We start from the raw sequence: 23,989 nt of genomic DNA on the forward strand, positions 1-23,989 counted from the left end.
GGAAAACCCGATGCGCGTGATCTTCATGGGAACCCCCGACTTCTCGGTCCCGATCCTTGATGCCTTGGCCGCGAAACACGATATCGTCGCGGTCTATTCCCAACCACCTCGCCCCGCCGGTCGCGGCAAAAAGGACCGCCCCTCGCCCGTCCACACCCGCGCGCTGGCCCTAAACCTCCCCGTCCACACCCCCGTTTCGCTGCGCAGCAATTCCGCAGCATCCGCCTTTGCCGCGCATAACGCCGATATCGCTGTCGTCGTCGCTTATGGCTTGATATTGCCGCAAAATATTCTCTCTGCACCGCAGCATGGATGTCTTAACATCCACGCCTCGCTCCTGCCCCGTTGGCGCGGTGCCGCCCCCATCCACCGCGCCATTCTGGCAGGCGATGCTGCAACGGGTATCTGCATCATGCAGATGGAGGCAGGTTTGGACACCGGCCCCGTTTTGCTGCGCAGCGAGACTGCCATCGGCGCAGAGGAAACCACCGCCGACCTACACGACCGCCTGTCCAAAATGGGCGCTGACCTCATCCTCCAAGCCCTCGACCAGTTCCCCACTCTCACCCCCGAACCCCAGCCAGAACAGGGCGTCACCTACGCCACAAAAATCGACAAGGCAGAGGCGCGCATCGACTGGACCCAACCCGCCACCACCATCGACCGCCAAATCCGCGGCCTCTCGCCCTTTCCCGGCGCGTGGTGCGACATCGCGGGCGAGCGCGTAAAACTGCTGCGCTCTCGTCTCGCTACGGGCACAGGCGCACCGGGCCAAACCCTCGGCGGCTTTACCATCGCCTGCGGCACAGGAGCGGTTGAAATCCTGCAAGCGCAACGTGAGGGCAAGCGCCCCGCCGATGCCACCGACATCCTGCGCGGCTTCACCATACCCGCAACGCTCTCCTGACAGGATCTGTCAGCACGACCCTGCTGTCCCGCGGCCAACCGCAAAGGATCACAGCATGACACAAGGAAAGCTCTGGCCAAGCCCCTCCACCACGCCCGCAGAAACAACCGCGACACACCGCTGGATCGGCGTTGCTTCGGCCGATCACGTGGCCATCGGGCGCGCGCAGGGTTTTATGCAGGTTTGCCACGACAAGGGCAGCCCCTTGCGGCGGATCAAACCGGGCCGTGCCGTGATCTCCTATTCCCCCGCCTAAACGATGGGCGGCAAGGACGGATTGTAAAATTTTAGCACCATCGGCACCGCCCTTGACCGCCCCCTTATCAGCACGACATGGGCGCAGGTTTTACGCCCTTCCGCCTTGATGTCGCTGGCCCCCCTCTGCCATCGCCCCCATCCGCCCACTGCTCGAACACCTTGACCTGACCCGCGGGCTGCGCAACTGGGGCTATGTTTTCCGCTTCGGGCTGGTGCAAATCTCGGCCACCGATTTCGTCACCATCCTTGCGGCGATGACCAAAGACGCGCACGCATAGCGTTTCATTTTGAAACCGCCGGATTGCCCTATCGCAAAACCCGCAGTCCCTGCTACACTTGGCAAACGCTATATAAGGACCGCCCCATGCCCATGATTTTGCTTATCGTCATCATCGGTGCCGCCGCAGGCTTTCTCGCCACCCGCTTTATGCGCGTTCAGGCAGATGTGCCGACCACCATCGCCATCGGCGTGGTCGGCGCGGTGGTGGGTTGGCTTATCTTGCGTGTCCTTGTCGCCGTAACTGGGGCTGTCGCCATGTTTGTCGGCGCAATTTTGGGCGCTGTTCTCTTGCTCTGGCTTTGGCAGCGCTACAAGCAAAGATAAGGCGTGACAGCATTTCGGCGTTACCTCGAAACGCAGCGCATCACATAACCCGCCCAAATCTTGATGTCCCGTGGCGTCATTTGGCTCAGGCTTGACTCGAAACGCTTCAGGCTAGGGTTCGCCCGTAAAGCGCCCCTATTGCTTGGTCAAATACCCCACCGGCGCGTTTTCATCGCGCCAGAAATCCAGCGCAGGCGTGTCTGTCACCGCCGTAGACCGCTTGAACTCACAGATCAGCTCACCATTCTCAACCGTCGACGCAATGATCAAACACTGAAAAATCTGGTTCGCCCCGTCATAGACATCAATCAACCCGCGCAAATGCGGCGTGCGGTCAGCATCCAGCGCAATCCCGTCGTCCCACATCCGCAGAATCGGAAAAACCGCCTCGCCCAACTGCACCCGCAACCGCGATTTCCGCTTTAAATCACGTTTTTTTGCGGCGGCCAGCCCGTCCCGTATCTCTTGCGGCAGAAATTCCAGCATGATGTGTCCTTTCGTTAACCCTCAGTCTGCGGCAAAATGGGTTAAAATCAAGACACCGCGGTGACAGTTTTTCACATTCCTCCCCGCGCGGCAGAAAAGCCACGTTGCTCTTGGCCGCAAAATCAGGTTTCTGGGCGTCAGAAATCGAGGGCACCATGATCGACGCAGCAGACCAAAAGCCTGACCACGGTGGCGGGATTGACGCCGCAATCGCCCAATTCGGCGGCACTCGCGCTGGTTGGATCGACCTGTCGACCGGCATCAACCCCATCCCCTATCCGCTGGGCGACCTGCCTGCTGACGCGTGGAATGCCCTGCCCGACACGGGCGCTTTTGCGCGCCTCGAAACCGCCGCCCGCTGCTTCTGGACCATCCCCGATGCCGCCGCCGTCCTGCCCGCCCCCGGTGCCAGCGCCTTGATCGCCCGCATGCCCACTATCGCGCTCCCCGGCCCCGTCCACATTCCCGCGCCCACCTACAACGAACACGCCCGCGCCTTTGCGGCCCAAGGCTGGACCAGCGACGACGACGCCCAAACCCGCGTCATCGTGCACCCCAACAACCCCGACGGGCGGCTTTGGCAGGCCAGTGACCTGACCCAAACCACCATCATTGATGAAAGCTTTTGTGACGTCACCCCAAACGCCACCCTGATCGAACACGCCATCCGCCCCAACACCATCATCCTGAAAAGCTTCGGTAAATTCTGGGGCCTCGCGGGTCTGCGCCTTGGCTTTGCCATCGGCGACCCTACCCTTATCGCCAAACTTGCGCACAGCATCGGCCCTTGGGCCGTCTCTGGCCCCGCGCTGGAAATCGGCACCCGCGCGCTCAACGACCCCGCTTGGGCCACCCAAACCCGCACCCGCCTTGCAGCCGATGCCGCCCGCCTCGACGCCATGCTAAACCTGCCCGTGGTCGGCGGCACCACCCTCTTTCGCCTTTACGACACCACCGATGCGGCGGCCCTGCAAACCCGCCTCGCCCGCGCGCATATCTGGACCCGCATCTTCCCCTACTCTACCCGCTGGCTCCGCCTCGGCCTGCCCGGCACGCCCGACCATTGGGCCCGCCTGCAACAGGCCCTAGCGGCATGAGCGCGACCCTCCTCCTCCCCGCCCTCCTCCTTGATGCCGCCTTGGGCGAACCCAAATGGCTGTGGGACCGTTTCCCCCACCCCGCCGTCCTGATGGGCCGCGCCGTGGGCTTTATGGACAAACACCTAAACCACGGCCCCGCCCGCAAACAAATGGGCATCCTCGCCATGACCCTCCTCGCCCTTGGCGCATGGGTCTTGGGCTGGCTCATCGCCGCTATCCCCGATTTCGGCCTCTTGGAAATCATCGCCGCCGCGATTCTCCTCGCCCAAAAATCCCTTGTCCAACATGTCCGCGCCGTGGCCGATGCCCTGCGCATGTCCGTCCCCGCAGGTCGCCGCAGCGTCGCGATGATCGTGGGCCGCGACACTGCCACCCTCAACGCCCCCGCCATCTCCCGCGCGGCGATCGAAAGCGCCGCCGAGAACCTCTCGGACGGCGTCATCGCCCCCGCCTTCTGGTTTCTGCTCCTCGGGCTGCCGGGCCTCATGCTCTATAAAATCACCAACACGGCTGACAGCATGATCGGCCACCGCACCCCGAAATACGAACAATTCGGCTGGGCCGCCGCCCGCTTTGATGACCTCCTCAACCTCGCCCCCGCCCGCCTCACCGCCGCCCTCATCGCGATCAGCCACCTGCAATTCGACCCTGCACCCATCCTGCGCGACGCCCCGCTCCACCGCTCGCCCAATGCAGGCTGGCCCGAGGCGGCAATGGCAGTCGTCCTCAACACCGCCCTGTCGGGTCCGCGAAGCTATGATGGCAAAATGCAAGATTTCCCTTGGGTCTGGCCCGCAGGCACCCGCACCCCCGGCCCCACGCAAATCGACTCCGCCTGCAACGCCCTGTGGCGCTCATGGGCGCTGATGCTGCTGGCGGTAGCGATCATCGCCAGCATTTAAACCCCGTTGCCACGCCCGCGCACCCTGCTAGTCTGGCGTCACACCACCCCAAACAGCAGGCCCCCAACCCATGCTCCACACTACCCCACAATGGGGCATCTGCACCACGGTAAAGGCACCCTTGGAACAGGTCCAAGCCTTCGCCGCCTATCACCTGAACCTCGGCGCCGCCCATATCTGGCTGCATTTCGATGACCCCGATGATCCGGCGGCCAACCACTTCACCCACCCGCAAATCACCACAACCCTGTGCAGCCATGCCTATTGGATGGGCCTGATCGGCAAACGCCCCGAACGCCACCAAAACCGCCAGGGCCGCAACATGCAGCGGGTCTATCAAACCGAGGCGCTGCCGTGGATCGCCCATATCGACGTCGACGAATACATCCTGCCAAACACAGACATCCCCACAGCCCTCGCCGCCCTCCCCCCCGACCAATCCATGCTCCGCATGGCCCCGTATGAGGCGCTGCACGACCCGTCCCTCCCCGATGACATCTTCACCGCCACCCAGTTTCGCGCCGCATTAAACGGCCAACGAAACGAGGCCGCCCGCAGCCGCGCCTTCGGCCCCTACGCCCCCCTGCTCACCAGCGGCGTCCTATCCCACTCCGCCGGAAAATGCTTTTTCCGCACCGGCCTGTCGCGGTTTGAACCCCGCCTGCACGGCGCATTCCGCGCAGGCACCCGCGTACCGGGCGGCGAGTTTCACCCCAACATCGCCCTGCTGCATTTCCATGCCCAAGACCCCGCCCGCTGGCGCGACCGACTGCACTTTCGCCTCACACGCGGCGCCTATCAATACAACCCCGCGCTCCAAGACTGGCTCATCGCCGCCTCCGATACCGAAATCGACGCTTTTTACGTAGGCACCCAAACCGCCACGCCCGACACGCTACATAAACTCCGCGCCGAAAACGCCCTTCTCACCGCCACCCTCAACCTGCGCCAAACGATTGCAGATATGGGCCTGCAATGACCGTAACCTCCGCCGAACTTGCGGCAGCAATGCCCCACGTCCGCGCCGCCCCCAAAACCGACACCACCATCCACAGCCTGTGCCTGCGCCCCGCCCGCAACGAACGCAGCTTCCCCGAAACGCTGCACTTAACCCGCGCCCACGGCATCACCGGCGACCGCTGGCAAACCGACCCGTGGCTGCGCTTGCCCAATGGCGACCCCGACCCGAATATCCAAGTCTCTATCCTGCCCCTGCGCGTCCTGAATCTGATCTGGACCAACCGACAAACCACCCCCCACCCCGGCGACACCTTCATCGCCGATCTTGATACCAGCCTTGAGAACCTGCCCGATGGCACGCGGCTTCAGGCTGGCACCGCCATCCTGCGCGTCTCAAACCTCTTCAACGAAGGCTGCGTCAAATGGAAAGCGCGCTACGGCGCAGACGCCAAAAACTGGATCACCAACCACCCAACCTTGCGCCTGCGCGGCGTCCTCTGCGCAGTGGAACAAGACGGCACCCTTCGCCCCGGCGACCCCCTGCGCAAACTCTAACCTGCCCCAGAATATGGGCCCCACCTTTTTCTGTTCCTAAATATCCATCTCCCGCCCTCGGATGGCACGGGAACACGCCCCAGAACGCGCCCGCAATCACCGCTTGGACCCGTGAGGACGCATTAAGATTTGGTAAACAAAAATCGCGGAGCTTTGCAAAAACAATAGCTTACAAAAATGACCGCGCGCGGACAAACCCGCGCACAGGCCAATCAGGCCACCATTGCCTCGGCCCGTTTCAGGTCCACACTGACCAGCTGGCTCACGCCTTGCTCGGCCATCGTGACCCCGAACAAACGGTCCATTCTGGCCATCGTGACGGCATGGTGGGTGATGATCAAAAACCGCGTTTCGGTCCGCCGTGTCATCTCATCCAACAAGTCACAAAACCGCGTCACATTGGCATCATCCAGCGGCGCGTCCACCTCATCCAGCACACAAATCGGGGCCGGATTGGCAAGGAAAACCGCAAAAATCAGTGCCATCGCGGTCAGGGTCTGCTCGCCCCCCGACAGCAGGCTCAACACCGCCAATTTCTTGCCGGGTGGCTGGCACATAATCTCCAAACCTGCCTCCAGCGGATCATCCGATTCCACCAAAACCAGCCGCGCCTCGCCGCCGCCAAACAGATGGGTGAACAAGGTGCCAAAGGAATTATTGACCTGCTCGAACGCGGTCAAAAGGCGCTCACGCCCCTCGCGGTTCAGCCCCGCAATGCCGGCCCGCAACTTCTTGATCGCCTCTTCCAGATCAGTCTTTTCAGCGGCAAGATTGTCATGCTCTTCCTGCACTGATTTCGCATCTTCCTCGGCCCGCAGGTTCACCGCGCCCAAGGCCTCGCGTTGCCGTTTCAACCGGCTGACCTCATTCTCCAAATGCTCGACATCGGGCATCTTGTCGGGATCGGCAGCCAAGCTTTCCAACAGCTGGGCAGGCGCACATTCCGCCTCCTCACGGATCCGAACAGCCGCCGCCTCGCGCGCCTCCACGGCCGCCTCGTGCCGCGCCTCGGTCCGCGCGCGGGCCTCGCGGGCCTCGCCTGCCAACCGCTCGGCTTCGCGCTCGTTCAACGTCGCCTCACGCAGCGCCGCCTCGGCCGAAACCAGCGCATCCGCCGCCACCGCCCGCCGCGCCTCGGCGGCGCCCATCGCATCGGCCAGCTCTTCACGCTGGATGGCGATTTCTTCGGGCGCGGCTTGGGCGTCTTCCAGCTCTTCCTCGGTCTGCACCTTGCGCTCAGCCAACTCCTGATTGCGCTTTTCCGCCGTCTCCAAACGGTGCTTCCAGCCAGAGGTTTCCTTGGTCACCTCCTGCCGCCGCTTCAACCGCGCCTCGCCTTCACGGCGCAATTCATCATGGGCCGATCGGCGCGTCATCATCGTGATCCGCGCCGCCTCCACGGTCGTTTTCAACGCCTCCACCGTGGCCCGCGCGGCCTCCAAATCCGGCAACGCCGCAACCGCGTTCTTGGCATCACGCAAGCCCGCCCGCGCCTCGGTCGCTTCGGTCTCATACCGAGTCACGGCCAGACGCGCAGCCTCGAGCTTACCGCCCGCAATCGACCTGTCCGCCTCGGCCCGCGCCAGCGCGCGGTTCGCCTCGGTCACGCGGGCATCGGCGGCGCGGCGGGCATCGCGGGCCATTTGGTCGGCGCGGGCAAGGTCGGCCAGACGGGTTTGCAACGCCTCATGCGCCAATCTTGCCCCATCGGCACGCGCGCCCACATCTTCCAAATCGCGCTTCAATTGCACCAAACGGTTCAACTGCTTTAACCGCAGCGCCGCGGCTGACGGCGCATCATCGGCCCCCGCGCGAAACCCGTCCCAGCGCCACAAATCACCCTCAAGGCTGACCAAACGCTGACCGGGGCGCAAAGCAGGTTGCAACGCCGCCCCCTGCGCGCGATCAACGAACCCGATTTGCCCAATCCGGCGGCGCAAAACGGCGGGCACCTGCACCCATTTGCCCAGCGGCGCGGCACCTGCTGGCAAGGCCGCGTTTTCATCATAATCGGGCAAAGCCGCCCAGCCCGAAACCGCATCGCCACCCACGGCAGGGGCACGCAAATCATCGGCAAGGGCCGCGCCCAAAGCCGCCTCATACCCCGGTTCTACGCTGCACTGATCCAGCACTTGCGAACCCGCCGCAGACTCTCGCTCCACCAACCGCCCCAGCGCCGCCACTTCGGCGCGCAAAGCGTTCGCTTCACCTTCGGCCTCGGATCGCATGGCGCGGGCATCCGCCTCACGCGTTTGCACCTCGGCGCGGGCCTCTTCGGCACTCAGCAGCGCCTCCTCGGTGGCTTCGGCCATTGCCAAGGCCTCCTCTTGCGCGACCTCGGCCGCCTCGAACGCCTCGGCGGTGCGGGCCTCAAATTCTAAGGCCTCGACCGAGGCGTCCTTGGCCCGCGCGGTCTGCGCCTCGGCCTTGTCGACCGTGCTTTGCGTATCGGCCAGCAAACGGCCTGCCGATTGGTGGCGCGCAGCAAGGCGGGCGACATCCTCGGTCATATCCGACATGCCGCCTTCACGCTCGGTCAGCAAAGCACCCGCCTCCCGCGCAGCCTCTGACGCTTCGCGCAGCTTGTCATCATGGCCATCCGCGGCGCGGGCCAATTGCTCGGCCTCCCAATCCAACCGCTCAATCGTGTCTTGCGCATCGCGGTTCAGGCCTGACTCCCGCTCCATATCACGCGACAGCTGGTCAATACGACCGCGCAGCGTTTCAATCATTTGCAAAGCGCGGGTTTCCGCATCATTCAGCGTGTCGCGCTGCACGGTCAGGCGCTGCAAAATCGCCCCGGCAATCGCCTCCTCTTCACGCTTGGGTGGCAGGCCTTCCTCGGCCAAGGCCCGCGCCTCTTGGGCCACCCGCGACAAGGTTTCGGCCTTGCCCGCCTGCACCAAACGCTCCCGCAGCAGGTTTTCCGCCTCATGCACGGCAATATCCGCCTCGCGCCAGCGGCGGAACAACAGCATCCCTTCCGATCGGCGCAATTCCGTACCGATTTCGCGGTACCGTGCGGCTTGGCGGGCCTGACGCGCAAGCGTGCCAAGCTGTGACGCCAGCGCCTCCAACACATCATCAACCCGAGACAAGTTCGTCTCGGTCGCGGTCAGCCGCAACTCCGCCTCATGCCGGCGCTGGTACAGGCCGGAAATCCCCGCAGCCTCTTCCAAAATCCGCCGCCGCGCTTTTGGCTTGGCGTTGATCAGCTCGGCGATCTGCCCTTGGCGCACCAGCGCGGGCGAATGGGATCCCGTCGACGCATCGGCAAACAGCATCTGAATATCGCGGGCCCGCACATCGCGGGTATTCGCCTTATAGGCCGACCCCGCATCGCGCGTGATACGGCGGGTGATTTCAATCTGGTCCGCCTCATTAAACCCAGACGGCGCAAGCCGGTCTTGGTTGTCGATCACCAACGCCACTTCGGCAAAATTGCGGGCGGGGCGGCTGGAGGTGCCCGCGAAAATCACATCCTCCATCCCGCCGCCGCGCATCGCCGTGGGGCGGTTTTCGCCCATCACCCAGCGCAGCGCTTCCAGCAGATTGGACTTGCCGCAACCATTGGGACCAACCACACCTGTCAGCCCCTCATGGATAATCAAATCCGTAGGGTCGACAAAGCTTTTAAAGCCATTCAGGCGAAGGCGGTTGAAACGCAAAGTCTTGGCACCATTGATTCTGTAAGGTCAGCGATGGTCCGCCCCATCACGGAATGTGTCAACCCGTTAACCCTCAGCATCCTGCGGCGACAGCCGGCTTATCCACAACATCTTGGCAATATCGCGCCGATGGGTTGGAAAATCCTCTGCATCGGGGCCAAGGTCACGTCGTGGCGGCCGATGCCGCCGCGCACAGAGCTTTGACAAGTGTGGCCCTTGGGATTTAGATTTTAATTCGCGCACCACAGGGTTCGGTTGCGAAAAGCACTTGACCGGACGTAGGACTGCGCGGAAAGTCTTGCCGATTATGGAAGCTGCAATGACCCCGTTTCAACCCAAAGACCCCTATGATTGGGATGCGCTGTTTGCGTTGATAAAACGCGCATTTGCGGGGATGGAAGGGCGGATTGATCCGCCATCCTCCTTGCATAAAATGACGGCGCAAGACTTGGCCACCCATTCCGGTGAAATTTGGGTCATTGGCCAGCCCGCCCGCGCCTGTATGGTTTTGACGCCCAAACCCAACGCACTGCACTTGGGGCGCTTGTCGGTGGACCCGATGTGGCAGCGCAAAGGCTATGCCCATGTCTTGATTGATCTGGCCGAAACGCGCGCCCGTGCATTAGGTCTGCCCGCGCTCGAACTGCAATCGCGGATCGAGTTGGTTGAAAACCACGCAATTTTCTTTGCGCTCGGTTTCAAACAACACGGCTCAACCTCGCATCCGGGGTTTGCTGGCCCGACATCTTTGGTCTTTACCAAAACGCTTTAACTCTGCGACGCGGTGTCACAGCGCCACAGGACTTTTCCGCGCCTATACATATTCAATAATTGGAATTTGATGGAGACTGTGATGTCAAACTCATCTGCATATACCCGCCCCGCCGATCGTTGGAGCCCGCTTTACTTTCTGTCATCCGTTGGTGCCGGCGGCTTGGTCGTTACGTTTTTCATGTGGCTTTACATGTGGGTCCCGCACAAAGGCCAACCCGTTCCGGTGTTCGAAGATATCGCAGCGGCCTTTGCCAACGGCGCCATGTTGCAACAGGCCGCCATTGTCATGGCCGTGCTGGGGATTGCAGGCTTTGCCATTCTGAACCTGAAATCGCTGATCTGGAACATGGGCCAACTGGCCCGTTTCAAACGAACCGACGCCTATGGCGCGATGCTGGGCACCAACGCCGAAAGCCAGCTCACCGCTTTGCCCTTGGCGATTGCGATGTCGATCAACGTAGGCTTCATCCTGGGCCTCGTCTTTGTGCCCAACCTGTGGGGCATCGTGGAATACCTCTTTCCGCTGGCCATGATCGGCTTTGCACTGACCGCCCTGCTGGCCTTTGCCCAGACGGGCCGGTTCATCGGGCAGGTTATCGCCAAAGGCGGGTTTAATTTTGCCGCCAATAACTCCTTTGCCCAAGTGCTGCCAGCCTTTGCCATCGCGATGATCGGTGTTGGCCTGTCAGCCCCAGCCGCGATGTCACAAGTTGCTGTGGTGTCGGGTATCGCCGTAATCGCGTCGACCCTGCTTTTGGTGATCTCACTCCTCTGGGCAGCAGTCGCCGTCGTGCTCGGGCTTGCCGCAATGCTGCAAAACGGGGCGAATGCCGAAAGCGCGCCAACCCTGCTTATCCTTGTCCCGCTGACTACGGTTTTGGGGATTTTGGTGCTGCGCCAAGACCACGGGTTGCACGTGCATTTCGACGCACATGCAGCGTCGGGGGATGTGATGCGGCAACTGACCGTGTACCTGTCCATTCAAATCGCCTTTGGCCTGTTCGGGCTGGCCGTGCTGCGCGCGCAGGGCTATTTCGCGCGGTTCCTTGCGGGACGTGAAACATCTGTCGGGTCCTACGCCTTGGTCTGCCCCGGCGTGGCGATCAGTGTGCTGATGCAATTCTGGATCAACAAAGGGCTGGTCGGCGCGGGCCTGATCGCCAAGTTCGGCGCGGCCTATTGGGTCTTGTCTGCCGTGGCGGTGGGCTTTCAACTCGCCATGATTGTGCTGGTTTTGGTGCTGAACAAACGGCATTTCAGCGCCAACACGCAGGCCGCTATTCCTGCCGAATAACAACGTGGGGGCGGGTCACACCGCCCCTCACCCCTGCACTTGCCACCGTTATCGCTGCGACACCCGCATCGCCTTGCCTTGGTTTTTCTGGCGGCTGCGGATCACGGTAAACAGCCCCGCCAGAATGACGATGCCCCCACCGATCACCACATTCATATGCAGCACCTCGTCAAACACTACGATTGCGATCACAGTCACAAACACGATCTGCAAATAGGCAAAGGGTTGCAACGCGCTTGCCTCGGCCATCGAATAGCTGCGGATCAGCAGGTAATGCCCGAACAAGGCCAGAAACGAATAAACCCCGATCATCAGCAAATCAAACGGCGGCATCGCGGTAAGATAAGGCAAGCCGATCACCGTCATCAACACACAGCCAATAATCCCCGACCAAAAGAACGACACAAACGCAGGCTCGTCCCGCGTGGCAAGGCGGGTCAGCAAACTGTAAAGTGCAAACATGAACGCACTGGCCAATGGCAACAGGCTGTCCACCGAAAACACGCCGTCATCGGGTTGCAATATAATCCCAACCCCGACCATCCCGATGATAATCGCCACCCAGCGCCGCCAACCCACTTTTTCGCCCAAAATCGGCATGGCAAGCCCCGCCACCAGCAGCGGACACACCGCAAAAATCGCATGGGTGTTGATCAGGCCAATGCGGTTATAGGCGTATACCATCACGCAGATTTCCGTAATCAACAGCACCGACCGCGCGATTTGCAGCCACGGATGGCGGGTGCGGACAACGCTGCGCAAATTGCCCGTCATCACCGCCTGCACGGTCACAAACCCCGCAAACACCCAATAGCGCACCATCACAATCATAAACACACTGTACCCACCGGCAAGGTAACGCGAAAACCCGTCCTGCACGGCAAAAACGAACACCGTCAAAACCATCAACATCATGCCAAGGCGGGTATTTTGAACGGTCATTCCAGTAACTTTCCTGTCGCCATATGGCGTTTATGGCCGTGGCCTTTGCGCCGCTCTACTGCAAATCTGGCGGCCTGCAAGCCCCTGCGCACAAATCCCGCCGCGGTATAGGTGGCAAATGTGCCGCCCGGTGCGGTATGCGCCGCCACTTCGGCCATCAATTCCTCAGTCCACAATTCGGGGTTTTTGGCCGGCGAAAACCCGTCCAGATACCACGCATCGGCGCGGCCACCCCACGCGGGCAACGTCGCGCGCGCATCGCCCACAATCACCTCTACCGCAATCGGCCCCAGCTGAAACCGCCGCAAACCTTGCGCCCATTGGGTCAGAAAATCCTCCGCCACTGCCGCCGCCTCAGGGAACGCCTGCAAGGCGCGGGCAATATCGGGCGCGGCCATCGGATAGGCCTCAAACGACGTATAACGCACCCGCGTATCGCCCACAGCCAACAACGTGGCCAGCAGGTTCAACCCCGTCCCAAACCCCAATTCCGCGATATGAAATCCAGTCCGAAACCGCTGGGGCAAATCATTGCCCGCCAAAAACACGTGGCGCGTCTCGTCCAACCCATTGGCAAGGCTGAAATACGGGTCATCAAACTGCGTCGATATCGGCAATACACCATCGCGCCAGTCCAACGCGGGCGGGGTTTCGGGGCTATGGTCTGGCATGGGAATTTCGCCTAAAGGGGTGGTCAACGCGACAATGCGCAAAGGGGCCACGAATGGCAACGCCAGATCTGACAGTGCACGGCGCAGGCATCTTTGGCCTGTCAATTGCATGGACCGCCCTGCAACGCGGCGCAACCGTGCGGGTGGTGGAAGCGGCACGCATAGGCGCAGGCTCCTCCGGCGGTATCGTCGGCGCATTGGCCCCGCATGTGCCGGAAAACTGGAACAGCAAAAAGGCGTTTCAACTCGACTGCTTGCTCGGTGCCGAAAACTGGTGGGCACAGGTGCAATCCGCAGGCGGCACAGACCCGATGTATGCCCGCACAGGCCGCCTGCAACCCATCGCCGATGAGGCCGCTTTGGCTCTCGCCCATGCCCGCGCAGACACCGCCAAAACCCTGTGGCAAGGCCGCGCCGATTGGCAGATTATCCCCACAACAGGGTCCGCATGGGAACCCCACAGCCTCAGCGGCTGGCTCATCCACGACACGCTCACCGCCCGCCTCCACCCCCGCGCCGCCTGCGCCGCCTTGGTGGCCGCGATCACGGCCAAAGGCGGCGAAATCATCCTTGGCGATGCCCCCCCAACCACAGGCTCGCAAGTCTGGGCCACAGGCTACGCTGGCCTACTAGACGCCTCCCACGGCCGCACCCGCCCCATCGGCACAGGGGTAAAGGGCCAAGCCGCCGCCTTGCAATATAACGCCGCCACCCTGCCGCAAATCTTTACCGATGGCCTGCACATCATCGGCCACGGCGATGGCACGGTCGCCATCGGCTCTACGTCTGAACGCGATTGGACGGACCCCACCAGCACCGATGCGCAACTCGATACCCTGATCGCCAAGGCCCGCGCGGCCCTGCCTTGCCTTGCCACCGCCCCCGTGGCCGAACGCTGGGCCGGCATCCGCCCCCGCAGCCGCAGCCGCGCCCCGATGCTCGGCGCATGGCCCGACAGGCCAGATCATTTCATCGCCAATGGCGGCTTCAAAATCGGCTTTGGCATGGCAACGGGTGTGGCCGCCTGCATGGTCGATCTGGTCTTGGACGGGCGCGATACCATCCCCGATGACTTTCGCATCGCCGCCAGCATCTAAAGCCCCCCTTGAACCCGCCCCCGCGCCAGCGCAAACTCCCCCGAACACGGGCAAGGAGAACGAACATGCGGCACGGCGGGCAAATTTTGGTGGATCAACTGGTGGCCCAAGGCGTCACCCGCGTGTTTTCCGTACCTGGCGAAAGCTTTCTCGCCGCCCTTGATGGCCTCCACGACAGCGGCATCCAAAATATCGTCTGCCGCCAAGAAGGTGGCGCTGCCATGATGGCCGAGGCGCACGGCAAAATGACCGGCAAACCCGGCGTGGTGTTCGTGACCCGCGGACCGGGGGCCACAAACGCCAGCGCTGGCATCCATATCGCCAAACAAGACAGCACGCCCATGGTGGTGTTCGTCGGCCAAATCGCCCGTGCCCACCGCGACCGTGAGGCGTTTCAAGAGGTCGATTACCGCGCCGTCTTTGGCACCCTCGCCAAATGGGTGGCCGAGGTCGATCAGATCGAACGCCTGCCCGAATATATCAGCCGCGCCTTTCATGTGGCCAATTCCGGCCGCCCCGGCCCCGTAATTCTGGCCCTGCCCGAAGATATGCTGTCGTCCCACGCCGATGTCCCCGACCTGCCCGCCCCCGCGCCGCAACCCGTGGCCGTCAGCCCCGCCCAAATCACAGCGATCACCAATGCCCTGCAAACCGCCCAGCGCCCGCTGGTCGTGGCAGGCGGTTCGGGCTGGACGCAAAGCGCCAGCGATGCCCTGACAAAATTTGCCGAAAACTGGAACCTGCCCATCGCCGTCACCTTCCGCCGCCAAGACCGGATGAACAACGACCATCCCCTCTATGCCGGTGATCTGGGCGTCGGCATGAACCCCAAACTGGGGCAGCGATTGGCAAAAGCCGACACGATTTTGGTCATAGGCTCGCGCTTTGGCGACATCGCCACCGATGGCTATCAAATCCTAGACCCTACCCGCCCCGGCCCCCGCATTTTGCACATCCACCCTGATCCGGATGAGCTGGGCCGCGTCTTTCACCCCGCGCTTGCCATCGCAGCCCCCACCGCCGATGTGGTGCAGGCACTGGCCCAAACCAAAGGTGCAGGCACTTGGGCCGATTGGACAGCACAGGCCCGCAGCGACTATGAGGCGTGGCAAAAACCGGCCGAGACCCCCGGCGCGGTCAAATTGGAACAGGTCATCACATGGCTTGCCGCCAACCTCGCGCCCGACAGCATTATCACCAACGGCGCAGGCAATTACGCCGCTTTCCTGCACCGCTATTACCGCTTCCGCCAGTTTGGCACCCAGCTTGCGCCCACCTCCGGCTCTATGGGCTACGGCTTTCCGGCATCTGTCGCCGCCTCCTTGCAAAACCCTGATAAAACAGTGGTTTGCATGGCGGGTGACGGCTGTTTTCAGATGACCTGCAATGAAATGTCGACCGCCGTCCAACACGGCGCCAAACCCATCGTCATCGTCGCCAACAATGGCCGCTATGGCACCATCCGCATGCACCAAGAACGCCATTACCCGGGCCGCCCCTCGGGCACCGACCTTGCCAACCCCGACTTTGCAGCACTGGCAAAGGCCTACGGCGGCCACGGCGAAACCGTCACCGATCAGGCCGATTTTCCAGCCGCCTTTGCCCGCGCGCAGGCCAGTGGCGTGCTGTCGGTAATAGAACTCAAACTCGACCCCGACATGCTAACCACAGGCCAAACCCTGACCCAAGTGCGCGCGGCGGCACTAAAGGCTTAACGCCCCGTCAACTCCGAGGTGACATTGACCACCCCAACCGACCCGCGCAATTTCGCGCGGTAAATCACCAGACTCTCCACCACCCGCATCACATAGGTGCGGGTTTCGCTGAATGGAATCGTTTCCACCCAATCCACCACATCTACCCCCGCCACGCGAGGGTCGCCAAATTCCGTAACCCAACGGCGCGGACGCCCCGGCCCCGCATTATACCCTGACGCGATCAGCGCCACGGCGGGGCCAAACTCCTCAACCAACTGCGCCAGATAGGCAGCCCCAAGCGCCACATTATAGGCGGGGTCCGTGGTCAATTGCCCCACGGCATAGGGTTTGCCGGTTTTTTCAGCCATCATCTTGGCCGTGCCCGGCATCACCTGCATCAGGCCCAGCGCGCCTGCGGGGCTAACCACGCCCACGTTAAACTCACTCTCCCGCCGCGCAATCGACAGGGCCAGCGCACGGCTCACCGCCAACCCGTCCGGCACCAAATCGACCACCGGAAAATAGGCATGCGGCAGGATAACCCCGCGCGATGCCGCCTGTTTGCCAATCAATACCGCAATATGCGGCTGGCGGTTTTGCAGCGCGAAATCGGCAAGCTGGCCCAGTTCAACAGGGTTCAAACCCTCGGCCAGATGCAACACAAACCGCTTGCCCAACTCCAGATCACCCGCCGCCAGCAACACCCGCGCCGCCTCGAACACCGACGACTTGGCAAACCCCGCCTTGCCCCAATCATTCGGCCGCGCATCAGCCAGCAAGGCCGCGTCCAGCGCCACCCCCAGCTTTTCCGCCGACAGCAAGCCGTAATAGGCGGTCTGATGTTTCGCCCCCGCCTCAAACGCCACCCGCGCCGCAGCAAAATTGCCAAGTGCCTCCTCGGCACGCCCTTCCCAATAATGGGCTCGGCTCAGGCTGATCGGCGTGCTGACCCCTTGCTTCAAATGCTGGAAATGCCGCCGCGCGGTCATCGGGTCATTCAGCTTGCGAAGCGCAATAAATCCCGCCAAAAACTCCAGCTCGGCATAATCGCTGCCTTCGGTCAAATGATGCGATGCGGCCACGCGGTACGCGTCCGTCATCCGCCCCGCTTGCACCAAATCCCGCGCAACCAGCGCACGCCGATCCGCCCAAGCCTCGGGCCGCCCCAATGACGCCGCCGAAACCGACCGCTCCAAAATAAGCTCGAGCGCCCCGTCCAGATTGCCCTTGCGCGCCCGCCACGCAAAGCGGTCATAGGCAAGCCCCGCATTCCCCGCCTGCGCCGCAGGAACAGCCGCGATCAACGGGTTCACCCCGTCTTGCAACGCCTGCAACGCAATCCGCGCCCGTGCCACCGCCTGCAAACCGGATGACACCAACGGCAGCATTTGCAACGCCTCGCCGTCACGCCCCGCCCACAGCAGCATATCCATCCGCTTGGCATGCACCGCCTGCAACGCCGCCCCTTGCAGGGCCAGCATCTCTGCCTGCTCCGCCACGTTAAACCGCAGGCTTACCCACGCCCGCCGCGCCTCGGCCCCCGCCGCATCCGTATTGCCCAGCGCCAAAAACGCCTTAACCAACGCAATCGACCCTGCGGCGGTCGAGGCTTTGTCAGCTTTGAAATACGCCACCACACGCTCCGGCGTATTGGACCGCACCACGGCCACCTCGCCCTTTTGATGCAGCCATTCCATCCCTGGCCAATCGGCACGCCGCGTCAAAAACGCCTCATATTCCCCCAGCAACCCTTCGCCCGCGCGCAGGCGTTGCCATTCGATCACATCGCGGCCCACACCCGCAGGGGCCGCCGCCAGCGCCTGTTCCCAATTGCGCCCACTGGCCAACCCCAACGCAGCACGCAATTCCCCTGCCGCATCGGCGCGCAGGGGCGTGGCATAACCAACCCCCAATAAAACCAAAGACATCCCGCAAGCGCGGACAAAGGACAAAAGGCGGGTGACATGTACTGTTTTCATACGGCCCAACTTGCCACTGTGCCTGCATGGGCGCAACTCACATCCCCGCGTGTGCGCAATTTCGCGCCATGCTTGGCAAGCCGCGCACATCCGGCTAGGAAGGCACAGAAACCAAAGGGGCGAGTCATCCAACCGCCCCTGTCGCAAGAGGGAGACGCGTTCCATGTTCAAAGGATCAATGCCTGCTTTGGTCACGCCGTTGAAAAACGGCAAAGTGGATCTGGACGCGCTGAAAAAACTTGTCGACTGGCATATCGCCGAGGGCAGCCACGGCCTTGTCCCCGTCGGCACGACAGGCGAAAGCCCAACCCTAAGCCACGCCGAACATGCCCAAGTGATCGAGGCCGTGGTCAAAGCCGCCGCTGGCCGCATTCCGGTCATCGCAGGGGCGGGTTCCAATAATACCGCCGAAGGGATCGAGCTGATCCAGCATGCCGAACGCGTGGGCGCCTCCGCTGCCCTTGTGGTCACGCCTTATTATAACAAACCGACCCAAGCGGGCCTGATCGCGCATTTCACCGCCCTGCATGATTGCTGCAATCTGCCGATCATCATCTACAACATCCCGGGCCGTTCGGTCGTCGATATGTCGCCTGCAACTATGGGCGAGCTGGCCAAACTGCCGCGCATTATCGGTGTCAAAGATGCCACGGGTGACCTGTCGCGCGTGCCAAAGCAGCGCATCACCTGCGGCAAGGATTTCGTGCAATTGTCGGGCGAAGATGCCACGGCCTTGGGCTTTAACGCCCACGGCGGCGTCGGCTGCATTTCCGTCACCGCCAACGTCGCCCCGCGCCTCTGCGCCCAGTTCCAAGAGGCGACTTTGGCAGGCGACTATAAAACAGCCCTTGAAATCCAGGACCGCCTGATGCCCCTGCACGAGGCGATCTTTATCGAACCGGGCTTGGTTGGCGCAAAATACGGCCTATCCAAATTGGGCCTGTGCTCCGAAGAGGTGCGCCTGCCACTTTTGGGCTTGACCGATAGCGCCAAGGCCAAAATGGATGCCGCCATGCGCTTTGCGGGCCTGATCAACTGATCGTTGAACCCCAAACATCCGGCACAGCGCAACAGCCTGCCGGATGTGCGCCCAAACCCAAAGGATCCCCGCATGCGATTGAACGCTGACTTCACCCAGCGCGTTGTGGTTCGCCCGCAAGACCACATATGGGTTGCGTCTCCCGCTGCAGGTGTCACCCGCATGATGCTGGACCGCGTTGGCGACGAGGTGGCACGCGCCAGCAGCCTTGTGCGCTTTGCCCCCGACAGCCAATTTACCCCCCATACCCACGCGGGTGGTGAAGAATTTTTGGTGCTGGACGGCGTGTTTTCCGATGAAACCGGCGATTATCCCGCTGGCAGTTACATCCGCAATCCCATCGGCACCAGCCACACGCCTCACACCAAACAAGGCTGCACCATATTTGTGAAACTGCACCAATTCGACCCCTCCGATGACGTGCCGGTTAAAATCGACTCCGCCAACGCAACCTTTCGGCCCGGCATGGTTGCGGGGCTATCGGTTCTGCCCTTGCACAGCGGCCCCAGCGAAAACGTGGCCCTTGTGCGCTGGGCCCCCGGCACCCGTTTTACCCCCCACGCCCATTGGGGCGGCGAAGAGATCTTTGTGATAGACGGCACGTTTCAAGATGAACACGGCAGCTATCCCGCCGGAAGCTGGCTGCGCAGCCCCCACCAATCGCGCCACCAACCTTGGTCCGATGAAGGCTGTCTGATCTATGTGAAGACGGGCCACCTGCATCCCGACAGTTTGCGCCTGCCCGCCTAAGCGGGGGTCGTTCCATCCGCAGCAAACAGTCGCCAAACCAACCAAAGGTCGCCCCATGAACAACAACACACGCGGTGGGCTTTTGATGATCGCGGCTATGGCGGGCTTTGCGGTTGAAGATATGTTCTTGAAAACCGCCGCCCGCACTGTCCCTGTGGGCCAAATCCTGATGATCTTTGGTGCGGCGGGGATGGTCGGCTTTGCCATACTCGCCAAACGCCAAGGCGCGCAGCTCCTCAACCCCGACATCCTGTCGCGCCCCATTCTGACCCGCGCAGTGTTCGAGGTGATGGGACGGCTGTTCTACACACTCGCCATCGCCATGACGCCACTGTCCTCGGCCTCCGCCATTCTCCAAGCCACCCCTTTGGTCGTCGTCGCAGGGGCGGCGCTAGTGTTTGGCGAACGCGTGGGCTGGCGGCGCTGGGCGGCGATCATGGCGGGCTTTGCAGGCGTTATAATCATACTGCGGCCGGGATTGGAGGGGTTCACACCTTTGTCGATTCTGGCCGTGCTGGGCATGCTCGGCTTTGCCGGCCGTGACCTCGCCACCCGCGCCGCGCCCAAAACCCTGTCAAACCTGACCCTTGGCGTCTACGGCTTTGCCATGATGGTGCCCACCGGCGCAGGCCTTTTGGCATGGACAGGCGGCGCGGTTGTGCCTGATGCCGCCACCAGCGCGGCCCTTGCCGCTGCAACCGTGTTCGGCGTGGCGGGCTATTACGCCCTAACCGCCGCAATGCGTGTGGGCGAGGTGTCGGTCGTCACCCCGTTCCGCTATACACGCCTGCTGTTCGCGCTGATCCTCGGCACACTCGTCTTTGCCGAACGCCCCGACGCCGCCACCTTGCTTGGCAGCGCAATCATTGTCGCCTCGGGCATTTACACCCTGCTACGCGGACGCAAGGCAGGCTAACCGGACCTTGCGCAACGCTTTGCCTTGGGCGATCGTGCGGCTATGAAAACACGTTACCAATGCCATAACCAACCCGCGCAACGGCCCATAAACTACACCCTAATCGCGCGGCGCCTCTAATCCGGCCGCTTGCGCGCATTCATCTGCCCCAACCGCACATGGCGCAGCGCCTCAACCAACAACGCGGTCAGCAACCCGAAATTCAGCAACCCATTCGCCGCCGCCATTCCACTTAACAACCGCCATTCACGCGGCAACAGCACATCGCCAAACCCCAGCGTGGTGAAACTGACCAAGGAAAAATACACCGACGCTTCCAGCGTCACAAAAATCCCCAACCCCCAAAACGCCAGCGCCCAAATCCAGACCCCCGCCGTAATAATCCCCAACACCACAAACGACACACCCAGCATCACCAACAGCAGCTTGGGCCGATGCGGTTCGCGCACCAACCAACGGTGACTGCGCGCAAACCCCATCTCCATCGCCAAAATCCCCGCCCCGCCTACGGCAATCGACAGCATCATCAACCCCGTGCCTATGGCAATCTGTAAAATCATACGGCTCCTTTACCCGCGCCCAAACGCGCGCCCATCTGGACAGTCGCGGCGCGAACCCCTATCTGATGGGCTATGGTAAAACACAGCGACCCCAATTCCAAACTGATTGCCGAAAACCGCCGCGCGCGGTTCGATTTCGCAATCGAAGATGATATCGAGGCCGGCATCATGCTGCTCGGGTCCGAGGTAAAGTCCCTGCGCCAAGGCGGCTCCAACATCGCCGAAAGCTATGCAAGCGTTGAGGACGGCGAGCTGTGGCTGATCAACGGCTATATCGCCCCCTACCTGCAAGCCAAAACCTGGGGCCATGACGAACGCCGCAAGCGCAAGCTGCTGGTTTCCAAAAAGGAACTGGCCCGCCTGTGGAATTCCACGGCCCGCGAAGGCATGACCATCGTGCCGCTAAAGATGTATTTCAACGAACGCGGCACAGTAAAACTGAAAATCGGCATCGCCAAAGGCAAGAAAAACGCGGACAAGCGCGAAACCTCGGCCAAACGCGATTGGGACAGGCAAAAAGCACGGTTGCTAAAGCAGAATCGCTGACATCCGGCCTGTAAAACCCGCAACACCATGCCACCTTTTGCCCGATTGGGCCGCCCCTGCACCCCATGCTGGGGCAGTTTTGCATGACCCACCCCGCTCTGCCCTTGCCTCAATCGCGCGATCCGATATACCCGACGCATTGCAGCAAGGAGCCAACGATGACCCCCGCCCCGCAAGATGACCCAAAAACCCTCGTCTCGACCGAGTGGCTGGCCCAGCATCTCAAAGACCCAGATCTGCGCATCATTGATGCCTCGTGGCACATGCCCGCCGCGGCCCGCGATGCACGCGCCGAATACAACAGCACCCATATCCCCGGCGCGCGGTTTTTCGATATTGATGAAATCTCGGACCACCGCTCTGACCTGCCCCACATGGCCCCGCCGGTGGAAAAATTCATCAGCCGCATGCGCGCGATGGGCATAGGCGACGGGCATCAAGTGGTGGTCTATGACAGCACAGGCCTATTTTCCGCCGCCCGCGTCTGGTGGACCTTCCGCCTGATGGGCAAAACCGATGTCGCCGTGCTGGATGGCGGCCTGCCCAAATGGCTGGCCGAAGGCCGCGAGGTCGAAGATATGCCCCCCGTGGTCCGCGACCGCCACATCACCGTGCAGCGCCAATCCGGTTTGGTCAAAGATGTGACCCAAGTGGCGTCAGCCTCCAAATTGGCACAAGTCGAAATCATCGACGCCCGCGCCGCCCCGCGTTTCAAAGGCGAGGTGGCCGAACCCCGCGCAGGTCTGCGGTCCGGTCATATCCCCAACTCCAAAAACCTGCCCTTTGGTAATTTGCTGAATGATAACGGCACGATGAAGGCGCCACCCGCGCTGAAAGCGGCGTTTGAAACCGCAGGCGTTGACCTGTCCAGACCCGTCATCACCACTTGCGGCTCAGGGGTGACGGCGGCAATCCTCAGCCTTGGGCTGGAACGGATCGGCCACCGCAATCACGCGCTTTATGATGGCTCTTGGTCCGAGTGGGGCATGTTTGACGACCTGCCTATCGCCAAAGGTTAACCCTCTGATACTTTGAAAGCCCACAAAATGCTGAACGCCCTGCACGCCCAACCCCAAGACAAAATCCTGCAACTGATCCAGATGTTCAAGGATGACCCAAGGGATACCAAAATCGACCTTGGGGTCGGGGTTTACAAGGATGCAACGGGCCTGACCCCTGTGATGCGGGCGGTCAAAGCAGCGGAAAAACAGCTTTGGGAAACCGAAGTCACCAAAACCTACACCGGCCTTGCAGGCGAACCCGCCTATGCGACCGCCATGCAGGATTTGCTGTTGGACGGCACTGTGCCCGCCGACCGCTTGTCTGCAATTGCCACCCCCGGCGGCACAGGTGCCATTCGTCAGGCGCTGGAACTGATCCAACTTGCCAGCCCCGATGCAACGGTCTGGCTGTCCAACCCCACATGGCCCAATCACCCGTCAATCATCAAATATCTGGGCATGACCATGTCCGAATATCGGTATTTCGACACCGAGTCCCGTGGCGTCGATTTTGACGGCATGTTGGCCGATCTGGGCCAAATCAAAGCAGGTGATGTCGTCTTGCTCCACGCCTGCTGCCACAACCCGACCGGCGCAAACCTGACCCTGCCCCAATGGGCCGCCGTGGCCGATCTGTTGGAAAAAACCGGCGCAATCCCGTTTATCGACATTGCCTACCAAGGCTTTGGTGACGGGCTAGAGGCTGACGCCGCGGGTATGCGCCTTTTGGCCGCCCGCCTGCCCGAACTGCTGATCGCCGCGTCTTGTTCCAAAAACTTTGGCATCTACCGTGAACGCACGGGCATCCTGATCGCCGTGTCGCCCAAGGCCGACATGCGCGCCGTGGTCCAGGGCAACCTTGCCTTTCTGAACCGCCAAAATTTCAGCTTCCCCCCCGATCATGGCGCGCGCCTTGTGACCATGATCCTGAACGACCCCGCCTTGCGCGCCGATTGGCAGGCAGAACTGGAAGAGGTGCGCCAGAACATGCTCACCTTGCGCGAAACCCTCGCCGCCGAATTGCGCCGCCTGTCGGGGTCCGACCGTTTTGGCTTTCTCGCCCAGCATCGCGGCATGTTCTCGCGCCTTGGGGCCACGCCCGAACAGGTCGAATCCCTGCGCCGCGATCACGGCATCTATATGGTCGGTGACAGCCGCATGAACATCGCAGGCCTGAACGCCCGCACCGTCCCGATTTTGGCGCAGGCCATCATCGACGCAGGCGTTTGACCGTACACACGGGTGTATGTACGGAAAACATACAGACAGCATACGGGAAAAAT

General features: G+C 62.0%; 23 protein-coding genes. 17 read left to right on the plus strand and 6 right to left on the minus strand.

All coding sequences use genetic code 11. The features are described from left to right. The first annotated feature begins 10 nt into the window (after positions 1 to 10). The 3 genes from fmt (at position 11) to G560_RS0112285 (ending at position 1,769) form a co-directional block, all read left to right on the plus strand. Complete coding sequence (gene fmt, locus G560_RS0112270; RefSeq protein WP_022704603.1) at positions 11 to 907, plus strand: methionyl-tRNA formyltransferase; 897 nt, start codon at positions 11 to 13, stop codon at positions 905 to 907. Between the two features lie 55 nt (positions 908 to 962). After that, positions 963 to 1,163 carry an EVE domain-containing protein gene (locus G560_RS21370; RefSeq protein ID WP_022704604.1) on the plus strand — a complete coding sequence of 67 codons (201 nt, stop codon included), beginning with the start codon at positions 963 to 965 and terminating at the stop codon, positions 1,161 to 1,163. 366 nt (positions 1,164 to 1,529) lie between these two features. Then, the gene (locus G560_RS0112285; protein ID WP_022704606.1) at positions 1,530 to 1,769 is read left to right on the plus strand and encodes a GlsB/YeaQ/YmgE family stress response membrane protein; all 240 of its coding nucleotides are present in this window, start codon (positions 1,530 to 1,532) and stop codon (positions 1,767 to 1,769) included. A 135-nt stretch (positions 1,770 to 1,904) separates the two neighbouring features. Here G560_RS0112285 and G560_RS0112290 read toward each other — a convergent pair whose 3' ends face one another. Continuing rightward, a complete protein-coding gene (locus G560_RS0112290; RefSeq protein ID WP_022704607.1) occupies positions 1,905 to 2,255 on the minus strand; it encodes a hypothetical protein in 351 nt (116 codons plus the stop codon). A gap of 155 nt (positions 2,256 to 2,410) precedes the next feature. Here G560_RS0112290 and G560_RS0112295 point away from each other — a divergent pair, with 155 nt between their 5' ends. From G560_RS0112295 to G560_RS0112310, 4 genes are all read left to right on the plus strand, one after another. Beyond that, positions 2,411 to 3,352 (plus strand): threonine-phosphate decarboxylase, encoded by a 942-nt coding sequence (locus G560_RS0112295; RefSeq protein ID WP_028914049.1) that lies wholly within the window; start codon positions 2,411 to 2,413, stop codon positions 3,350 to 3,352. Then, positions 3,349 to 4,257 (plus strand): adenosylcobinamide-phosphate synthase CbiB, encoded by a 909-nt coding sequence (cbiB, locus tag G560_RS0112300; RefSeq protein ID WP_022704609.1) that lies wholly within the window; start codon positions 3,349 to 3,351, stop codon positions 4,255 to 4,257. The genes G560_RS0112295 and cbiB overlap by 4 nt, the downstream gene beginning before the upstream one ends. 70 nt (positions 4,258 to 4,327) lie before the next feature. Beyond that, positions 4,328 to 5,236, plus strand: coding sequence for a glycosyltransferase family 2 protein (locus tag G560_RS0112305; RefSeq protein WP_022704610.1), 909 nt, complete (start codon positions 4,328 to 4,330; stop codon positions 5,234 to 5,236). Then, positions 5,233 to 5,772, plus strand: a complete 540-nt coding sequence (locus tag G560_RS0112310; RefSeq protein ID WP_022704611.1) for an MOSC domain-containing protein — start codon at positions 5,233 to 5,235, stop codon at positions 5,770 to 5,772. Before G560_RS0112305 ends, G560_RS0112310 begins: the two co-directional genes overlap by 4 nt. A 212-nt stretch (positions 5,773 to 5,984) precedes the next feature. On the opposite strand, the gene smc is transcribed toward G560_RS0112310, so the two are convergent. Continuing rightward, on the minus strand, positions 5,985 to 9,440 hold the full coding sequence (gene smc, locus G560_RS0112315) for a chromosome segregation protein SMC (protein WP_022704612.1): 3,456 nt from the start codon (positions 9,438 to 9,440) through the stop codon (positions 5,985 to 5,987). A gap of 319 nt (positions 9,441 to 9,759) precedes the next feature. Here smc and G560_RS0112325 point away from each other — a divergent pair, with 319 nt between their 5' ends. Continuing rightward, positions 9,760 to 10,212: a GNAT family N-acetyltransferase gene (locus G560_RS0112325; RefSeq protein ID WP_028914050.1), complete on the plus strand. Its 453-nt coding sequence runs from the start codon at positions 9,760 to 9,762 to the stop codon at positions 10,210 to 10,212. 81 nt (positions 10,213 to 10,293) lie between these two features. Continuing rightward, a complete protein-coding gene (locus G560_RS0112330) occupies positions 10,294 to 11,508 on the plus strand; it encodes a TsoY family (seleno)protein (protein ID WP_028914051.1) in 1,215 nt (404 codons plus the stop codon). A gap of 48 nt (positions 11,509 to 11,556) precedes the next feature. Here G560_RS0112330 and G560_RS0112335 read toward each other — a convergent pair whose 3' ends face one another. Continuing rightward, on the minus strand, positions 11,557 to 12,450 hold the full coding sequence (locus G560_RS0112335) for a DMT family transporter (protein ID WP_022704616.1): 894 nt from the start codon (positions 12,448 to 12,450) through the stop codon (positions 11,557 to 11,559). Continuing rightward, the gene (gene mnmC2, locus G560_RS0112340) at positions 12,447 to 13,121 is read right to left on the minus strand and encodes a tRNA (5-methylaminomethyl-2-thiouridine)(34)-methyltransferase MnmC2 (RefSeq protein ID WP_028914052.1); all 675 of its coding nucleotides are present in this window, start codon (positions 13,119 to 13,121) and stop codon (positions 12,447 to 12,449) included. The genes G560_RS0112335 and mnmC2 overlap by 4 nt, the downstream gene beginning before the upstream one ends. 53 nt (positions 13,122 to 13,174) lie before the next feature. On the opposite strand from mnmC2, the gene G560_RS0112345 reads away from it, so the two are divergent. Further along, on the plus strand, positions 13,175 to 14,218 hold the full coding sequence (locus tag G560_RS0112345; RefSeq protein ID WP_022704618.1) for an NAD(P)/FAD-dependent oxidoreductase: 1,044 nt from the start codon (positions 13,175 to 13,177) through the stop codon (positions 14,216 to 14,218). Between the two features lie 65 nt (positions 14,219 to 14,283). Further along, positions 14,284 to 15,933 carry a thiamine pyrophosphate-binding protein gene (locus G560_RS0112350; RefSeq protein WP_022704619.1) on the plus strand — a complete coding sequence of 550 codons (1,650 nt, stop codon included), beginning with the start codon at positions 14,284 to 14,286 and terminating at the stop codon, positions 15,931 to 15,933. Here G560_RS0112350 and G560_RS0112355 read toward each other — a convergent pair. Beyond that, complete coding sequence (locus tag G560_RS0112355; protein ID WP_022704620.1) at positions 15,930 to 17,894, minus strand: lytic transglycosylase domain-containing protein; 1,965 nt, start codon at positions 17,892 to 17,894, stop codon at positions 15,930 to 15,932. The two genes, G560_RS0112350 and G560_RS0112355, sit on opposite strands and share 4 nt — an antisense overlap. Before the next feature lie 163 nt (positions 17,895 to 18,057). On the opposite strand from G560_RS0112355, the gene dapA reads away from it, so the two are divergent. The 3 genes from dapA (at position 18,058) to G560_RS0112370 (ending at position 20,599) form a co-directional block, all read left to right on the plus strand. Beyond that, complete coding sequence (dapA, locus tag G560_RS0112360; RefSeq protein WP_022704621.1) at positions 18,058 to 18,933, plus strand: 4-hydroxy-tetrahydrodipicolinate synthase; 876 nt, start codon at positions 18,058 to 18,060, stop codon at positions 18,931 to 18,933. A gap of 72 nt (positions 18,934 to 19,005) precedes the next feature. Then, a complete protein-coding gene (locus G560_RS0112365) occupies positions 19,006 to 19,683 on the plus strand; it encodes a cupin domain-containing protein (RefSeq protein WP_022704622.1) in 678 nt (225 codons plus the stop codon). Between the two features lie 55 nt (positions 19,684 to 19,738). Beyond that, the gene (locus tag G560_RS0112370; RefSeq protein ID WP_022704623.1) at positions 19,739 to 20,599 is read left to right on the plus strand and encodes a DMT family transporter; all 861 of its coding nucleotides are present in this window, start codon (positions 19,739 to 19,741) and stop codon (positions 20,597 to 20,599) included. Positions 20,600 to 20,715: 116 nt separating this feature from the next. Here the strand turns inward: G560_RS0112370 and G560_RS0112375 are convergent, their stop codons facing one another. Next, a complete protein-coding gene (locus tag G560_RS0112375; RefSeq protein ID WP_022704624.1) occupies positions 20,716 to 21,159 on the minus strand; it encodes an ion channel in 444 nt (147 codons plus the stop codon). 72 nt (positions 21,160 to 21,231) lie between these two features. On the opposite strand from G560_RS0112375, the gene smpB reads away from it, so the two are divergent. From smpB to G560_RS0112390, 3 genes are all read left to right on the plus strand, one after another. Then, on the plus strand, positions 21,232 to 21,705 hold the full coding sequence (smpB, locus tag G560_RS0112380) for an SsrA-binding protein SmpB (RefSeq protein ID WP_022704625.1): 474 nt from the start codon (positions 21,232 to 21,234) through the stop codon (positions 21,703 to 21,705). A gap of 158 nt (positions 21,706 to 21,863) precedes the next feature. Continuing rightward, positions 21,864 to 22,724 carry a 3-mercaptopyruvate sulfurtransferase gene (gene sseA / locus G560_RS0112385; RefSeq protein WP_022704626.1) on the plus strand — a complete coding sequence of 287 codons (861 nt, stop codon included), beginning with the start codon at positions 21,864 to 21,866 and terminating at the stop codon, positions 22,722 to 22,724. Positions 22,725 to 22,751: 27 nt separating this feature from the next. Next, a complete protein-coding gene (locus G560_RS0112390; RefSeq protein WP_022704627.1) occupies positions 22,752 to 23,936 on the plus strand; it encodes an amino acid aminotransferase in 1,185 nt (394 codons plus the stop codon). Positions 23,937 to 23,989 lie beyond the last annotated feature (53 nt).

The organism is Pseudorhodobacter ferrugineus DSM 5888, from assembly GCF_000420745.1.
Lineage (GTDB): Bacteria > Pseudomonadota > Alphaproteobacteria > Rhodobacterales > Rhodobacteraceae > Pseudorhodobacter > Pseudorhodobacter ferrugineus.